We start from the raw sequence: 15237 nt of genomic DNA, 5'->3' as shown, positions 1-15237 counted from the left end.
ACGAGGAGAGGTTCATGAGAGGGTAGTCGTCAACGGGCACTTATTTTTTTGTACTTTGTTTTTTTCTTAAATAGGTTTCAAGAAGGTTGACCCCTTGATACATAATAAGGGTAAGGATGGATAGAACGAAGACGCCCATCATGACAACATTTAATTTGAAAACTTGTCCCCCGTAAACGATAAGATATCCAATTCCCGCTTTAGAGGCGATGAATTCTCCGACGATGACACCGACCCAGGTCATACCGATATTAATTTTTAAAAGATTAATCATATTAATTCCGTTAGCGGGTAAAATGAGTTTGGTGAGAATTTGCCATTTATTTGCCCCGAAACTTTGCATGAGCTTGATTTTATCGGGATCCACCGTTACGAAATAATTATAAGCAGACATAATCGTGACGGTAATTGAGGTAATCACAGCAATGACAATAATTCCTTTCATGCTAGCGCCGACCCAAACAATTAAAATAGGGGCAAGTGCTGTTTTAGGAAGCGCATTTAGGACAACGAGGAAAGGGTCAAAGATTTTAGCGAGTTTATCTGACCACCATAAACAAATCGCAATAAATAACCCCCCAATTGTTCCGATGACTAAACCAATTAAGGTTTCAAAGAGGGAAATTCCAATATGTCTAAATATTTCTCCCGTTTCAATATATTTAATTAATAAGAACCAAATGGCAGAAGGTTTACTCACAAAGAAGTCATCAATCCATCCAATCGTGGCTGCAACTTCCCAAAGAATTAAGAAAATGAGACACGATAAAAGTTGAATCCATAAAATATGCCGGGCCTCTTTTTTGATATTTTTTAAATAGCTAAGGTAACCAGCTGAGCCTTTACTGTCTTTTTTCATCATTTTGCAACTCCTTCCAGAATAAATCGAAGTAATGTTGGAATTCGGGAGCCGTTCGTGCATTGAATGGCGTTTTTTCACCATCTAATGTTAAGTGAATTTGGTGAACACTCTGAATAGTTGTTGGACGGTGACTCAAAACAGCAACAGTATCAGCGAGTGAAATAGCTTCTGAAATGTCGTGGGTAACAAGAATAGCAGTTTTATTTTCTTTCTTAATGATTTTATAGATATCGTCTGTAACGGTTAGTCTCGTTTGAAAATCAAGCCCTGAGAAAGATTCATCTAACAATAGGATATCAGGATTGAGGGCAAGCGTTCGAATTAGAGCGGCACGTTGTTTCATTCCCCCTGAAAGTTCCCGTGGAAAATTATTTCTGAATTCCCATAAATCATAAATTTGTAATAGCCTTTGTATTTCTACTTTCGTTTTATCATCTAGCTTATGTTGAATTTCCAGACCAAGTGTAATATTTTTCATAATGGTTCGCCACTCAAAAAGTTGATCTTTTTGAAACATATAGCCAATTTTTTTTCCGTGGGTATCGATAGATCCTGCAGTAGGTTCTAAAAGTCCGGCAATTATATTTAAGATAGTTGATTTTCCGCATCCTGAAGGCCCGAGTAACACTAAAATTTCGCCTTCCTTTACAGAAAAGTTGATATCTTTGAGAATTTGACGTTCTTCATCTAAGGAGTAGAAATCTTTGTAGATATGATTCACATCGAGTATGTTTGACATATAATGACACCTCCATTTTGCGCATATGTCATACTATATCATATTAAAAATAAAGCGGTTTGTACCTAAAAAAGGATTTAACTCCGAATCATCGAGGTTAAATCCTTTTTTATGACGTTATTTTATAGATTCAACTGCATGTTCAGCATAACTTGTATCCACGATAACATCGTAAGGTGCACGTTGATCAAGTTGTCCAGCTTCCTCCATGACTGTCATGAGGTTATTTAGACTTTCCTCTTTTAAAATAGGGGTTTCTGCCCATGCATCAATTGATTTATATCGATTAACAACAGTGACTAAATCGTCATACTCCATTTCGCTAAAGAATCCATGGATTGAGGTTGCGATTTCTTCACTACTGTGTGAAGCGACCCATTGTTGCGCTTTGTAGATGGCATTTGTAAAGGCCTGGATTTGATCACCATTTTCGTTCATATAAGAAGCTGTCGTACTGTAGCAAGTGTAAGGGATGTTATCCACTTGTTCCCCAATAGAAGCTACAATATAACCTTTCCCTTCATTTTCCATAGAAGTTGCTAAAGGTTCAAATAAGGTTACATAATCCGCATCTAGTCCAGTAAATGCGCCTGCCATTGCATCAAAGGCAATATCTGTTCGGACATTGACTTCTGCATTTTTATCATCAGGGCGTGCATCTAAACCTTTTGATTTAAGGACATATTCAAGCGTCATTTCAGGAACGCCACCTTTACGTCCACCAATGATTTCAGATCCTTTTAGACTATCGAATGTAAAATTAGGATTAGGATTTTTAGATACTAAGAAACTTCCATCGCGTTGTGTTAATTGAGCAAAGTTGATTGGAATATCCTTTCCACCTTCGTTATAAACATAGATGGTTGCTTCAGGTCCCATAAACCCAACCTGAACTTCACCAGAAATGAGGGCTGCCATTGCTTTGTCAGCTCCACCAGCATTTGTTAATTCTACCTCTAAGCCTTCTTCCTCGAAAAATCCTTCGCTCATGGCTACATAACTAGGGGCATAAAAGACAGAGTGAGTTACTTCTGCTACCTTAATTTTTGTTAATGAACTTGTATCCTTTTGACAACCGGCTAAGAGACCTGTAAATACAAATAATAATATAAAGAACGATAGAAAACATTTGAAATTTTTCATAATATCCTCCTTATTACCGACACATTATTTCTCGGTCTAAGATAGTTTATTAAGGAGTGGGCGAAAGTGTGATTAATCGTAAAGAATTAATAAAAAAATATTTGTTTATTATAATAATTTTATTATTGGGCATAATTGTAAGAGAGTGAAAAAACAATCTGCATAGTTCGACAGTTATTGAAGGATATCTCTATTTTTTTAGGGAATTTTGTTGACTTAAACTACCATTATTCTTTAGAATACTAAATGAATGCAAAAAAATTATAAAAGTATCCCTATAAGTTGAGTCGTAAACGGATGCATATTTTTGGAGGTTAGTTCAATGGAAGTAAGATTAGAGGGCATTACAAAGAGCTTTGGCGATTTTACCGCAGTTAACAACTTGAATGTCACAATTGACGATGGAACATTAGCAGGACTTTTAGGCCCATCGGGTTGTGGGAAATCGACAACACTGTACATGATTGCAGGATTAGAAAAACCAACAAGTGGACGTATTTATTTTGGTGATGAAGATGTAACGGATTTACCACCAGAAAAACGTGGAATTGGACTGGTATTCCAAAACTACGCATTATATCCACATATGACAGTCCGTCAAAACATTATGTTTCCTTTAGAAAATGCTAAAGTTCCTAAAGCGGAAGCATTAAAGACTGCCCAAGAAATGGCTGATTTAGTTCAAATTGGTCACCTTATGGATAGAAAGCCGGGAGAATTATCAGGAGGACAGCAACAACGTGTGGCAATTGCTCGTGCTATTGCTAAAAAACCACGCGTATTGTTATTAGACGAACCATTATCAAATCTTGATGCTCGCTTACGTTTAGAGACGCGAGAAGAAATTCGCCGTATCCAACAAGAAACGGGTATTACTACTATTTTCGTAACTCATGATCAAGAAGAAGCTATGAGTATTACGGATACAATCGTTTTAATGAAGGACGGGGTATTACAACAAAAAGAGGCGCCTCAAGAGATGTACCGTAAACCAGCTAATCAGTTCGTCGCTTCATTTATGGGAACGCCACCGATGGGATTTTTAACAGGTAAAGTTGAAAATCATAAAATTATGATTGGTTCATCTGTTTTAAGTGAAATGGAGGCTGCAGATGGTGAAGTAATCATTGGGGTGCGCCCAGAATCATGGCGTTTATCAGAGCATGAAGGAATGGATGCGACGGTAACGATGGTAGAGGTTATTGGACGTGATACTTTAATGACAGTTGAAGTTGAAGGACAAAAAATTCGTTGCTTAATTGATTCAGATTATGAAGTGAAAGTTTCAGATAAAGTTAAACTGGCTGTAAAACCACAAGCCATTCATTTATTTGATAAAACTTCAGGTCATCGTTTAGGGTAGGTGTATAAAATGAAAAATAAAACCAATCTCTCAAATGCGACTAAAACTACGATTAAACAAAACTTTTTAGGTTATTTATATTTATTACCAACCCTCATCATCACACTGATCTTTGTTGTGTATCCATTAGTAATGTCATTTCGTATGGGATTTTACGAAAGATATAATTACTATACTGACGAAGGAAGTGGATTTGGATTATCAACATTTCAGTTTGTTTTAACAGACGCTAATTTTCAAAAAGCGTTAATGAATACTTTTTTAATTGTTGTTATCGCAGTACCTGTTTCGATGATTATTGCGTTGGCCATTGCTTTACTTTTAAATTCAGGAATTAAGGCGAGTAAGTTTTTTCAAGCAATTTATTTCTTACCTTATGTAACGTCTGTTATTGCAATCGGAATCGTTTGGAGTTGGTTATTCCATAGTGATTTTGGATACATTAATCAATTTTTAGGGTTATTCGGAGTACAGCCGATTCAATGGTTAAACGATCCGAAGATGGCCATTTGGGCCCTTATTATCTTTAATATTTGGAGTGGATTAGCATTTAAAATTGTTATCTTCTTATCAGGATTGCAAAATATCGATCCCCAATATTATAAAGCGGCGCAGATAGATGGAACACCTAAATGGAAGGTTTTCACACGTATTACGTTGCCACTTTTATCACCGACTGTGTTTTTCTTAACAATTACGTCTGTTATCGGAAGTTTTAAAGTCTATAATGAGGTATTCGCCTTATTTGGTGGTAAACCTGGCCCAGCTAATAGCTGTATGACTGTCGTATATTACATTTATGATATGTTTTATGGATCTTCTCAAGTACATAAAGCAGCAGCGGCATCAATTATCTTATTTGTAATTATCTTGATTATTACAGGTATTCAAATGTTGTTAAGTAAAAAATTAGTTCACTATAAATAAAAATAGGGAGTGTACAGAGTGGAAAGTAATACAAAAAAAATTACGTCAGTTTGGGCCAAAGTACTCATTTATGCAGCGCTCATTTTAGGGGCATTGGTGATGCTTTTCCCATTTATTTTCATGCTTTTAACATCATTAAAAACATATGGTGAGTCAATCTCTGTGCCACCTAAAATTTTTCCAGCGGTGGCACAATTCGAAAATTATAAAACGGCAATGGAAATGGCTCCTTTCGATATTTATTTTAAAAATACGTTAATTTCTTCAGTTGGAAATACTATTTTAACGTTATTTGTAACGATTTTCGCGGCTTTTTCATTTACACGCTATAAATTTTTCGGAAGTAATACTATTTTTACGCTTTTATTAGCGACGATGATGGTTCCAGGTGAAATGTTAATTATTCAAAATTATCAAACGGTTTCAACGTTGGGTTGGATTGATACATTTCAAGGGTTAATTATTCCTTATATTGCAAATGTTTTTTATATTTTCTTATTAAGACAATATTTCATGCAAATACCGGAACAATTATATAAGGCAGCAAAAATTGATGGATGTAGTGATTGGAAATACTTATGGAAAATCATGATTCCTAATACGATTAGTGCGATCGTAACGATTGCTATCTTAAATTTCATTGCAAGTTGGAATGCCTTCTTATGGCCATTATTAATTACAAATAATGATAAAATGCGTGTTTTAACGATTGGGTTAACACATTTTACAAATGAATCGGGTTCACAAGTTCATTTGCAAATGGCAGCAGCAACAATTATTATTATTCCAGTTGCAATCATTTACTTATTCTTACAAAAATATATTATTAGCGGAGTGACTCGTGGAGGATTAAAAGGGTAGTCTCCCCTAATAACATCAATGGTGAGTATAAAAGGAAGATTCCTTTATACATATAAATATATCATTCAATGTAAATTGAATAGGAGGTCTAAACCGTGAAGAAATTAATGTTATCATTATCTCTTGTTGCTGGTTTAACATCCCTTGTCGCATGTTCCTCAAAGGATAACAAACAACCAGAAAAAGAACAATCAGAAATTGTTACAACTATTGAAAATCCTGTAACCATTGAATTTTGGCATGCTATGGCAGGAACAAATCAGGAAGCTGTAGAAAAATTAGTTGCAGATTTTAATGCTACCGTTGGAGCAGAAAAGAAAATTACAGTTAAACCTGTTTACCAAGGTCAATATACCGATTTAAAAACAAAAACAACAGCTGCTTTAAAATCTGGATCGGTTCCAGCTATCGCGCAAGCTTATCCAGACTGGGTAGCTGAATATTTACAATCAGGTTCTGTTGTGGATTTAGATCCGTATATTAATGATGGAAAAGTGGGAATCAAAGATTTCGATGACATTATTAAATCTTACCGTGAAGAAAATAGCCAATATGAAGGTGGAAAATTCTATTCACTTCCATTTAATAAATCAACAGAAGTTTTATATTACAATAAAAAATTCTTTGATGAAAATGGTTTAAAAGTTCCTACAACTTGGGATGAAGTAGAAGAAGTTTCTGCTAAAATTCATGAGTTAACGGGAAAAACAGCATTTGGTATTGACGCACCTGCAAACTATTTCATCACGATGGTTCAACAATACGGTGGTAAATATACAAATTCTAAAGGAGATATTTTATTCGCCGAAGATGGAGCAAAAGCAGCTAAAGAAGCATTAGAGTTATTAAAACGTAATGCAGACGCTGGATATTGGCGCTTACCAGGGGAAGATAAATATTTATCAGGACCTTTTATGAGTGAATTACTTTATATGTATACGGGTTCAACAGCTGGATACTCTCACATTGCAACAGCTGACTTTGAAGTAGGAATTGCTCCAATGCCTCAAGTTTCTGATGAAACAGGAGCGGTTATTCAACAAGGAACAAACGTTGTTGTATTTGATCAAAACAAATCAAAAGAAGAAGTTTATGCTGCTTATGAGTTTGCTAAATATTTATCATCATATGAAGGAAACTTATTATTTGCAACTGAAACATCATATCTTCCAATCCGTGAGTCAGTTGTTGCATCTGATGCTTACCAAAATTATGTTGTAGAATCAAATGATCAAACAAAAATTGTAGGGCCTGAACAAGCAAAATATTTCTTCTATGACCCATCATTCTATAAAGATGCATACTCTTCATACAACGTACGTATGGCAGTTGAAAAAGCAGTAGAATCAGTTGTGTTAAATGGAGTTTCTCCAGAACAGGCAATTGAAGAAGCAGTTAATTCTTTAAAATAATAGTAGTTTAGAATAGGGGTAGGCAACTATCCCTATTTTTTATATCGTAGGAGATGATTATTATGGATATTACCCAGCAAATTGTTAATAAGATAGAAGAGTTTGAAACCATTATTATTCACCGACATGTGATTCCGGATGGAGATGCATATGGTTCATCGTTTGGACTATCCGAAATTATTAAAACAACTTTTCCAAATAAAAAAGTATACGTTGTAGGGGAAGAACTTGACTACTTACGCTACATTGGGGTTACTGATAAGATTGAGGATGAAACTTACCAGGGGGCTCTAGTTATTGTTACAGATACACCGAATGCGGCACGAATCTCTGATGAACGTTGGAAATTAGGGGCTTATAAAATAAAAATTGATCATCATCCATTTACAGATGAATTTGCGGATATTGAATGGATTGATACTTCTTATACTTCAACATGTGAAATGATTACACATTTATTAATACAATGTCATTTGAAAATTAATGCGAATGGGGCCCGCTGTTTATACAATGGAATCGTATCGGATAGTGGACGATTTTTATTCAGGGGGGTTTCACCTCAGACATTAAAATATGCATCAGAGCTATTGAAGTATAATTTTGATATGGTAGAGCTGTATGCCCAAATGTATACGCAGTCTAAAGAAATGGTACGATTTAAAGGGTATACTCTTTTAAATTTTGAGGAGACTGAACACGGAGTTGCTTATGTTAAGTTAACTGATCAATTATTAAAACAGTTAAAGGTTTCAGAGAATTCGGCTTCATCTCAAGTTAACACATTAGCGAACATTGAAGGAATAAAAATATGGGCCTTTTTTGTTGAGGATAAAGACTCAGGAGTTATTAGAGTTAACCTTCGATCAAGCGGTGCTGCTGTTAATGAGGTTGCTAAAAAATATGGCGGTGGTGGCCATATTCAAGCGGCAGGTGCTCGGGTAGAAGCATGGGCGACTGTTAATGAAATTATTGAAGATTTAAATGCCCTGGCGGCGCAAAATTAGGAGGGGATAAGATGAAGATTTTAATTACAAATGATGACGGAATTTCTGCCCCTGGGATTGGCAAACTTGCTAAGTTAGCTTCCCATTATGGTGAGGTGTATGTTGTTGCTCCCCATCATAACAACAGTGCTGTCGGTCATGGAATTACGATGAGGCGTTCCTTAAAATCTTATTCAACCTTGATGGAGGGCACTCAGTTAGCGGTAAGTATCGATGGGACTCCAGCTGATTGTGTAAAATATGCAACGGCACATTTAAAAATAATTCCTGATTTAGTCCTATCAGGGATAAATGATGAAAGGAACGTTGGGACAGATGTATTGTACTCGGGTACAGTATCTGGTGCAATTGAGGCCAATCTCTGTGGGTATCCAGCTATGGCTATTTCGACAACAGATTCTAACTTTGACGTTGTAGTTACCTATTTGCCTGAAATTTTAAATAAATTACTGGAGCGTCCGTTACGATCAGATACTACAATAAATATTAATTTTCCTTCGTTGGCCCATCCTAAAGGAGTTAAAATTACAACCGTTGGGATAAGTCGTTATGAGGAGGTTTATGTCGAGGATTCGGAGGGACATCGTTTGTCTGGTCCTTTGTTAGATATTGATCAGTCAGAAGAGACTGATGTGAAGTCTATTATGAAGGGATACATAACGATTTCTCCACTTAAATTTAAACTAGACGATGATGAACAAATCAATGAGTTAAAAAATATTTTTTAATACGCATAATATCCAATTCCTGAGAAATTATTTCCCAGGAATTTTTTTATAGGCATGGGTTTAACTCTTTTTTATCTAATAGAAATTAGTATGATGTATACCAGTTGCCTTGTTTTCTCATTAATAACTCCTCTAAAAACGGAAATTAATGAGGTTTTATTGAAGAATGATGTCTTTTATTGCATCTTTCCATAGGATGAGAAAAAAATTTAGTTGAAAATATGAGATTTTAGAAGAAAAAAGGGATTAACGTCAAGGAATAATAACGATTATTTTCTCGTAAATTGGAAATAATGAGGGTCATGTGAGAAAAATAATAGGGTGTCAGATGTTTAGAGACGGGGGGATTTATCATGTTAATTTAGGTTGCTTGTGGCAACGACTATCTCCTTATACAATGGGTTTAGTGATGGAGTAAAAAGGAGGTTAACAAATATGTTAAATGAAAATATTAAGTTAATGAGACAGTCAAGGGGATTATCTCAAGAGGAACTAGCTCGTGAGTTAAAAGTAGTACGTCAAACAGTTTCAAAATGGGAACGGGGATTATCAGTTCCTGATTCCGAAATGTTGATTTCTATATCAGCAATTTTAGAAACAAACGTAAGTGTTTTATTAGGTGAAACGGTTAGGGTATCCAAGATTGAAATGAATGAAGACCTACTAGCTATTTCAAAAAAACTAGAGGATATAAATTTGCAACTCGTGCAAATTAAAGTCTCAAGAAGAAAAAAAATTCGATGGTTATTGATCTCCCTCGTTATTATTATTTTGATTATTTTTATTGTGCTATTCTTATTAAAGAGTCCTTACCTTGGTTGGGACTATAGTCATCCAGAAACGGTCGTGGTCGGTGTCCTCTTCCATATCTTCGAATGGTTATTTATTAGATTATCGCCACTTATTTTCATTGGAGCAATTATGGGGATTTTCCTTAAAAAGAAAAACGCATAAGATTATGATGTCATTTGAAAAAGGATGATAAAGCAGAAAAAGTGGAATAGTGGCAATTTGTTTAAGAAAAGGCATTCATTTATTAATGAAATTCTCGCCTTTTTCTTTTTTAGGTGAATTTAAAAAGTTCAATTTAAATTAAGTTTAAATATGTTTTTAATAACTACTCTTTTCAAGTCAATCGTAGGGAGCAATAAAGGGGAATATTTCATTTTAAAATAATAGATTCCCTTTTTATTTGTATTAGATAGTCTCTTGCCTCATAAGAGAGATGGAGTATCATATTAAAGGCAATAAATATATGAAATTTCATAGTCACAAGAGAATATTTTTATCTTCCCTTTTCATACTAATAGTAATGATTAGAAATGGGTGTGACATTAATGACATTTTCCAAAATTAATAGACTAACTCTTTTACTTTTTTTCTTTTTATTTTCTTTTACGCCAGTAGAATACAGGGATATATCTGCAAATGCCCATCAGAATCAAGGCATTCTCTATTTATCTAAGGCGGAAGCTGAAAAAATGGCAAATGATACACGAAACAATCTATTAGTAGATGTTCGAAATCACGCGGAATATCTTCAGTTCCATTTGGATCATGCAATTAATATTCCGATGTCTGAATTAAATGAACATTTGAATGAGTTAGAGCCGTATAAGGAGAAAAACATTATTATTTATTGCCAAAAGGGAACACGTAGCAAATATGTAGCTCAACAATTAAATTCTTTAGGCTATAAGCATTTATATGTGATTATGAATGGCGTTAATTGATCAAATAGAATCATCCAAATTTTTGGATGATTTTTTTTATTTTATACGCTAATTTTAGGATAAAATACTAACAAAAATTCGACTTTTTAATATAGTATATTGTAAAGCTCAAGGGAAACCGAAAGGAGGAGATAACATGGAAGGATGGCAGTCCTATGCTATAACCAATGAAATAAAAGGAGCCAATACCTTTAAATCTTCTCATCAATTTGAGCCAAACCCCAATTCTACTCATTCAATGGATAGTTTTGGGTACTTAAGAGGTGACACCCCAGTCATTGTAACAAGAATCGGAAATCATTATTATCATCATCACTATGTGTATGTTCCCATTATGCAGAATAATATCGAGTATTATTCAAATGAGATAAATACTCCAATGCGGTAACTAAACAGATGTGGGAGGTAGTAATGAACGACAAAATACAGTTAACATTAAAGGAGATAAGAAACTATGAAAAGAAACGATTATACACGTATGCAAGAAGGAACAGAATGGTATACTGAAGGTATGGAAGAAAATTACTTCGACTTTAATCAAGAATATGAAGCAGAGGAATATGAAGCCGAAGAATGTGAATTTGAAGAGTTCAAAGGATGCGGTTGTCAACAACGTAAACCAGAAAAACCTATGAGAGGATGCGGATGCCAACAACGTAAACCTCAAATGGGATGCGGATGCGGATGTGGATGCGGACGTGAACGTGAACGTCGTTGTAAAGTGATCGTTGAACCAACCGTATATTGTAGAACAGATAAAGAAGTTCATCATTGTGTAAAACATATTATTCCAGTTGTATGCAAAGAAGTAGAACATCATCATTATCATCATAACTATATTACTAAAACAGAAGTTGTGAAAGAATATGATCGTCGTGACCATGGACGTCGCCCTCAAGACGTGTGTAAAAAAGCAGGATGCAACGATAAATTCGACTGCTAATTATATAAAAGACCTCTTAGCAAAAAAAGACTGAGTCAATTACTCAGTCTTTTTTGTTATATCTAAAAAGGCGTGTGGGAAGTAAACGTTGTTTAAGCGTCTTTTAGATACTGGTTATAGAACGTATAAGTAAATACAAAGGAAGTGATAAAGGCTTCCCATCATGATAAAGAGGTGAAATATTTCATGAAATCCCCAGTGTTTAAAGGATAAAGATTTTGGTTTTAGGGCGTAAATCACACCCCCAACAGTATAAAGCAACCCACCAAAGATTAAAAGAAATAATCCATTTGTACCTAAAGATAATAATAAAGGTTTAAAAACAAAAATAGCTAACCATCCCATCACAATATAGATTGTTGTAGAGATAACTCGAGGGCATTTAAACCAGGCTAATTTAAAGACGACGCCGAGTACGGCGAAGAGGCTAACGATACTAAATAAGATCCACCCTAATTTGTTATCTAGTGCAATTAGGCAAAAGGGAGTATAGGAACCTGCAATTAATATAAAGATCATACTGTGGTCGAGTCGTTGTAAAAAGTTAAGAACGTGATCAGATGAAATTACCATATGGTAAGTTGCAGAGGTAGCATACAGTAAAATCATACTTATTCCAAATATAATAACTGCTGTTAATTCAATCGAGGTCTTACCAGAAACGCATACCTTTGTAATCATAGCGATTAGTGCTAGTAAAGATAGGATAGCTCCTATAAGGTGAGTTAAACTATTAATGGGTTCGCGTATATAATTTCTCATTCTTGTTCCTCCTAACTATATAATCTAGTTTTTAATACTAGATAACGTGATAATAAAATTATATGTCTAATAGGTATCATTGTCAACTAACAATGTTGAAAGATGTTAAATCGTCCTAAAGGGACAGAATAAATATTATTTTGTTATAAAACCGATATTTTCATACTCTTTAATTTTTAAAATAGGTGATGCCTTCAACTATTTTATCTTATAAGTGAGGGGGTTAATAAGTAAACCTTAGTGTTCTATCTGGGGGAATATTGTCATATATTTATGATAAGGTTGGAATTGAGGAGGAGTGAAGATGATACCTATCATTATTTTTGTTGGGGTGTGTATTCTGTTGTTAATTGTATGGAAAAAGGCACCACAGGATAAGGCGATTGTGGTGACGGGGTTAAAGCGTCGTGTTATTAGCGGAAGCGGGGGAATCGTGATTCCTTTTTTAGAACAAACGTCGCGAATTTCTTTAGAAAATATTAAGGTTGAAGTAAAGACACATGAATCACTTGATAGTAACGGTGTACCACTTGATACGGATGGGGTAGCTATTATTAAGGTTAATTCGGATCCCCGAAGTGTTTTGTTAGCAGTTGAACAGTTTAATACAGGACGTGAGAAGGAAACGATTAATGTTATTAAAGAAACGGTTCAAGATGTACTAGAAGGAAAGCTTCGGGAAATTGTCTCTAAAATGACAATTGAGGAAATTTATAAGGACCGCGAGATGTTCGCCAATGAGGTGGAAAATGTTGCAAAGGCGGATCTAGATAAGATGGGGCTTGAGATTAAAACATTTACGATTCGTGATATTGATGATACAAAGGGGTATTTAACAGCACTAGGAGCTAAACAAATTGCAGAAGTTAAGAAGAATGCTGCAATTGCGGAGGCTGAGGCTGAACGGGATAAAATGCAGAAAACTTCAGAGGCAAAGCGCCTTGGAACCGAAGCGCAGTTAAAAGCAGAAACGGAAATAGCTTTAGCTAAGAAAGAAAAAGAATTACGTATACAGGCTTATAAGGAAGAGGAGCAGAAGGCGCAGGCAAAAGCGGATTACGCGTACGAGGTTGAGCAGAATGTGGTGAAAAAGAGCGTGATTGAAGCTTTGAAAAATACTCAATTATTTGAGGAGCAACGCCAAACAGAGATTGCTGTTCAGCAGGCGATTAAACAGGAGAAAGAACTAGAGGCAACAGTTAGAAAGGTTGCAGAAGCCCAAAAGTATAAAGAAGAACAGGAAGCCGATGCAAAACGATATTCTATTATTAAAAGTGCGGAAGCTGAGGCAGAATCAATTCGCATTAAAGGTCAGGCGGAAGCGGAAGCAACGAAATTGAAGGGAGAAGCAACTGCACTAGCTATGAAGGCAGAGGCAGAAGCACTTCGTGAGAAAGCGGAGGCCTATAAACAATATAAAGAGGCGGCTATGGTCCAAATGATTGTCGATAAGTTGCCGGAAATTGCAAAAAATATAGCTGAACCTTTATCAAAAACAGAAAAAATGGTTATTATCGATAATGGTGATGGACGTGGTGCAGCAAAGGTTACCCAAAATATTACGAAAATGATGACAGAGGTTCCTGAAGTGGTCGAGGCATTAACTGGGGTTAACTTAGTGCAATTGATTTCTAATTTTCATCCAGTAAATAGCGATGATGATCATCAAGTGAATAATGAAGAGGTTTCTAACGGAGGATAATAATAATCTTGAAAATAGAATAGAAAATTCGTCTTTTTTATGAGTTTAATGACGAAAAAAAATACAATAATTGTCTAATTCTTTCGATAATTTAAACTAATTAGATTAATTTGTGATATACTAAAAGAAGATAAACAAATAGATGGGATAGGTAAGAAACGATGAAATGGATGGAGCTAGTACGTAAAAGAATTGAATTAAAATTTATTTTAGGATTAGTATTGATGGTCAGCGTTTTGAGTGTAAGTAATTATTTAACTATTTCTGGTGAAAGTGATGCGAAGTTATTAGAAGACTCTTCAAAGGTATCGCAGGTACGGGAAGATCAGGCAAAGGATGGAGAAAATCAATCTCTTGAAGAAGAAACGCAAGATAAACCTGGATTTTATGAAAACATTGTTACGGTTGCTGATGGGGATGCAACACTTGTTTTAGTGAATAAAAATTATGCGTTGGATTCTAATTATGAGCCATATGACCTCGTATTACCTAATGTATTAACGGTTGGGGGAAACCGTAATCAATCAATCTATTTGCGTGAAGAGGCAGCTTTTTACCTTGAGCAATTATTTACGACTGCTCGTGAAGAGGCTGGTTTAATTCTCTTAGCACGTAGCGGTTATCGATCATATGATACTCAGGTTGCACTTTATCAACGTTATGTTTCAGAGAGTGGCCAAGAGGCAGCTGATAAATTTAGCGCAAGGGCTGGACATAGTGAACATCAGACGGGGTTAGCTATTGATGTGACGTCTGATAGTGTGGATGGTGACTTATCAATCTTATTTGGTGAAACGAACGAAGGAATATGGTTGAAAGAGAATGCCCATCGCTTTGGATTCATTATCCGTTATTTAGAAGGGCGCGAATCTGAAACAGGATATCAGTATGAACCCTGGCATTTACGTTATGTAGGAACTGAAGCAGCAACGGAAATTTATGAAAATAATTGGATATTAGAGCAATATTTAAACCAATAAAAAAACTACCCAATAATGGGTAGTTTTTTTGATTTAAAACAATATAGGAGTAGAAAAAACTACTGTTTTGACTTCATT

The 15237-nt window shown here is 35.2% G+C and carries 16 protein-coding genes; 12 read left to right on the top strand and 4 right to left on the bottom strand.

Annotation, left to right across the window (positions count from 1 at the left end):
* Nucleotides 1–40: 40 nt before the first annotated feature.
* From VXM77_RS10480 to VXM77_RS10470, 3 genes are all read right to left on the bottom strand, one after another.
* Nucleotides 41–862 carry an ABC transporter permease gene (locus VXM77_RS10480; protein WP_202618736.1) on the bottom strand — a complete coding sequence of 274 codons (822 nt, stop codon included), beginning with the start codon at nt 860–862 and terminating at the stop codon, nt 41–43.
* Nucleotides 843–1601, bottom strand: coding sequence for an ABC transporter ATP-binding protein (locus tag VXM77_RS10475; protein ID WP_161831815.1), 759 nt, complete (start codon nt 1599–1601; stop codon nt 843–845). The genes VXM77_RS10480 and VXM77_RS10475 overlap by 20 nt, the downstream gene beginning before the upstream one ends.
* Nucleotides 1602–1718: 117 nt before the next feature.
* The gene (locus VXM77_RS10470) at nt 1719–2744 is read right to left on the bottom strand and encodes an ABC transporter substrate-binding protein (protein WP_161831816.1); all 1026 of its coding nucleotides are present in this window, start codon (nt 2742–2744) and stop codon (nt 1719–1721) included.
* A gap of 322 nt (nt 2745–3066) precedes the next feature.
* Here VXM77_RS10470 and VXM77_RS10465 point away from each other — a divergent pair, with 322 nt between their 5' ends.
* From VXM77_RS10465 to VXM77_RS10420, 10 genes are all read left to right on the top strand, one after another.
* Nucleotides 3067–4107 carry an ABC transporter ATP-binding protein gene (locus tag VXM77_RS10465; RefSeq protein ID WP_161831817.1) on the top strand — a complete coding sequence of 347 codons (1041 nt, stop codon included), beginning with the start codon at nt 3067–3069 and terminating at the stop codon, nt 4105–4107.
* Nucleotides 4108–4116: 9 nt separating this feature from the next.
* Nucleotides 4117–5034, top strand: coding sequence for a sugar ABC transporter permease (locus tag VXM77_RS10460; RefSeq protein ID WP_161831818.1), 918 nt, complete (start codon nt 4117–4119; stop codon nt 5032–5034).
* Nucleotides 5035–5052: 18 nt separating this feature from the next.
* Nucleotides 5053–5895 carry a carbohydrate ABC transporter permease gene (locus tag VXM77_RS10455; protein WP_262950718.1) on the top strand — a complete coding sequence of 281 codons (843 nt, stop codon included), beginning with the start codon at nt 5053–5055 and terminating at the stop codon, nt 5893–5895.
* 95 nt (nt 5896–5990) lie between these two features.
* Nucleotides 5991–7307, top strand: a complete 1317-nt coding sequence (locus VXM77_RS10450) for an ABC transporter substrate-binding protein (RefSeq protein ID WP_161831820.1) — start codon at nt 5991–5993, stop codon at nt 7305–7307.
* Between the two features lie 62 nt (nt 7308–7369).
* Complete coding sequence (locus VXM77_RS10445) at nt 7370–8311, top strand: bifunctional oligoribonuclease/PAP phosphatase NrnA (RefSeq protein WP_338506303.1); 942 nt, start codon at nt 7370–7372, stop codon at nt 8309–8311.
* 11 nt (nt 8312–8322) lie between these two features.
* On the top strand, nt 8323–9039 hold the full coding sequence (surE, locus tag VXM77_RS10440; protein ID WP_161831822.1) for a 5'/3'-nucleotidase SurE: 717 nt from the start codon (nt 8323–8325) through the stop codon (nt 9037–9039).
* Nucleotides 9040–9474: 435 nt separating this feature from the next.
* Nucleotides 9475–9993: a helix-turn-helix transcriptional regulator gene (locus tag VXM77_RS10435; RefSeq protein WP_338506301.1), complete on the top strand. Its 519-nt coding sequence runs from the start codon at nt 9475–9477 to the stop codon at nt 9991–9993.
* A 383-nt stretch (nt 9994–10376) separates the two neighbouring features.
* On the top strand, nt 10377–10772 hold the full coding sequence (locus tag VXM77_RS10430) for a rhodanese-like domain-containing protein (RefSeq protein WP_161831824.1): 396 nt from the start codon (nt 10377–10379) through the stop codon (nt 10770–10772).
* A gap of 136 nt (nt 10773–10908) precedes the next feature.
* The gene (locus VXM77_RS10425; RefSeq protein ID WP_161831825.1) at nt 10909–11160 is read left to right on the top strand and encodes a hypothetical protein; all 252 of its coding nucleotides are present in this window, start codon (nt 10909–10911) and stop codon (nt 11158–11160) included.
* Between the two features lie 66 nt (nt 11161–11226).
* Complete coding sequence (locus tag VXM77_RS10420) at nt 11227–11715, top strand: hypothetical protein (protein ID WP_338506298.1); 489 nt, start codon at nt 11227–11229, stop codon at nt 11713–11715.
* A 114-nt stretch (nt 11716–11829) separates the two neighbouring features.
* Here VXM77_RS10420 and VXM77_RS10415 read toward each other — a convergent pair whose 3' ends face one another.
* Complete coding sequence (locus VXM77_RS10415; protein ID WP_338506296.1) at nt 11830–12477, bottom strand: hemolysin III family protein; 648 nt, start codon at nt 12475–12477, stop codon at nt 11830–11832.
* Nucleotides 12478–12781: 304 nt separating this feature from the next.
* Between VXM77_RS10415 and VXM77_RS10410 the strand changes: the two genes are divergently transcribed.
* Complete coding sequence (locus tag VXM77_RS10410; protein ID WP_161831828.1) at nt 12782–14179, top strand: flotillin family protein; 1398 nt, start codon at nt 12782–12784, stop codon at nt 14177–14179.
* A 170-nt stretch (nt 14180–14349) separates the two neighbouring features.
* Nucleotides 14350–15159, top strand: coding sequence for a M15 family metallopeptidase (locus VXM77_RS10405; RefSeq protein ID WP_237658915.1), 810 nt, complete (start codon nt 14350–14352; stop codon nt 15157–15159).
* The last annotated feature ends 78 nt before the right edge of the window (nt 15160–15237 follow it).

It is taken from the genome of Turicibacter sp. KK003, assembly GCF_037014675.1.
GTDB lineage: Bacteria > Bacillota_I > Bacilli_A > MOL361 > Turicibacteraceae > Turicibacter > Turicibacter faecis.
Note: the sequence above shows the minus strand (reverse complement) of the source record. Positions and strands in the feature narration are given on the sequence as shown.

What these genes read in the sequence shown, in the direction of transcription:
- VXM77_RS10460 (WP_161831818.1), top strand. Translation starts at nt 4,117, where the DNA reads ATGAAAAATAAAACCAATCTCTCAAATGCGACTAAAACTACGATTAAA.
- VXM77_RS10480 (WP_202618736.1), bottom strand. Translation starts at nt 862, where the DNA reads ATGATGAAAAAAGACAGTAAAGGCTCAGCTGGTTACCTTAGCTATTTA.
- VXM77_RS10470 (WP_161831816.1), bottom strand. Translation starts at nt 2,744, where the DNA reads ATGAAAAATTTCAAATGTTTTCTATCGTTCTTTATATTATTATTTGTA.
- VXM77_RS10445 (WP_338506303.1), top strand. Translation starts at nt 7,370, where the DNA reads ATGGATATTACCCAGCAAATTGTTAATAAGATAGAAGAGTTTGAAACC.
- VXM77_RS10430 (WP_161831824.1), top strand. Translation starts at nt 10,377, where the DNA reads ATGACATTTTCCAAAATTAATAGACTAACTCTTTTACTTTTTTTCTTT.
- VXM77_RS10465 (WP_161831817.1), top strand. Translation starts at nt 3,067, where the DNA reads ATGGAAGTAAGATTAGAGGGCATTACAAAGAGCTTTGGCGATTTTACC.
- VXM77_RS10410 (WP_161831828.1), top strand. Translation starts at nt 12,782, where the DNA reads ATGATACCTATCATTATTTTTGTTGGGGTGTGTATTCTGTTGTTAATT.
- VXM77_RS10415 (WP_338506296.1), bottom strand. Translation starts at nt 12,477, where the DNA reads ATGAGAAATTATATACGCGAACCCATTAATAGTTTAACTCACCTTATA.
- VXM77_RS10405 (WP_237658915.1), top strand. Translation starts at nt 14,350, where the DNA reads ATGGAGCTAGTACGTAAAAGAATTGAATTAAAATTTATTTTAGGATTA.
- VXM77_RS10475 (WP_161831815.1), bottom strand. Translation starts at nt 1,601, where the DNA reads ATGTCAAACATACTCGATGTGAATCATATCTACAAAGATTTCTACTCC.
- surE (WP_161831822.1), top strand. Translation starts at nt 8,323, where the DNA reads ATGAAGATTTTAATTACAAATGATGACGGAATTTCTGCCCCTGGGATT.
- VXM77_RS10420 (WP_338506298.1), top strand. Translation starts at nt 11,227, where the DNA reads ATGAAAAGAAACGATTATACACGTATGCAAGAAGGAACAGAATGGTAT.
- VXM77_RS10425 (WP_161831825.1), top strand. Translation starts at nt 10,909, where the DNA reads ATGGAAGGATGGCAGTCCTATGCTATAACCAATGAAATAAAAGGAGCC.
- VXM77_RS10435 (WP_338506301.1), top strand. Translation starts at nt 9,475, where the DNA reads ATGTTAAATGAAAATATTAAGTTAATGAGACAGTCAAGGGGATTATCT.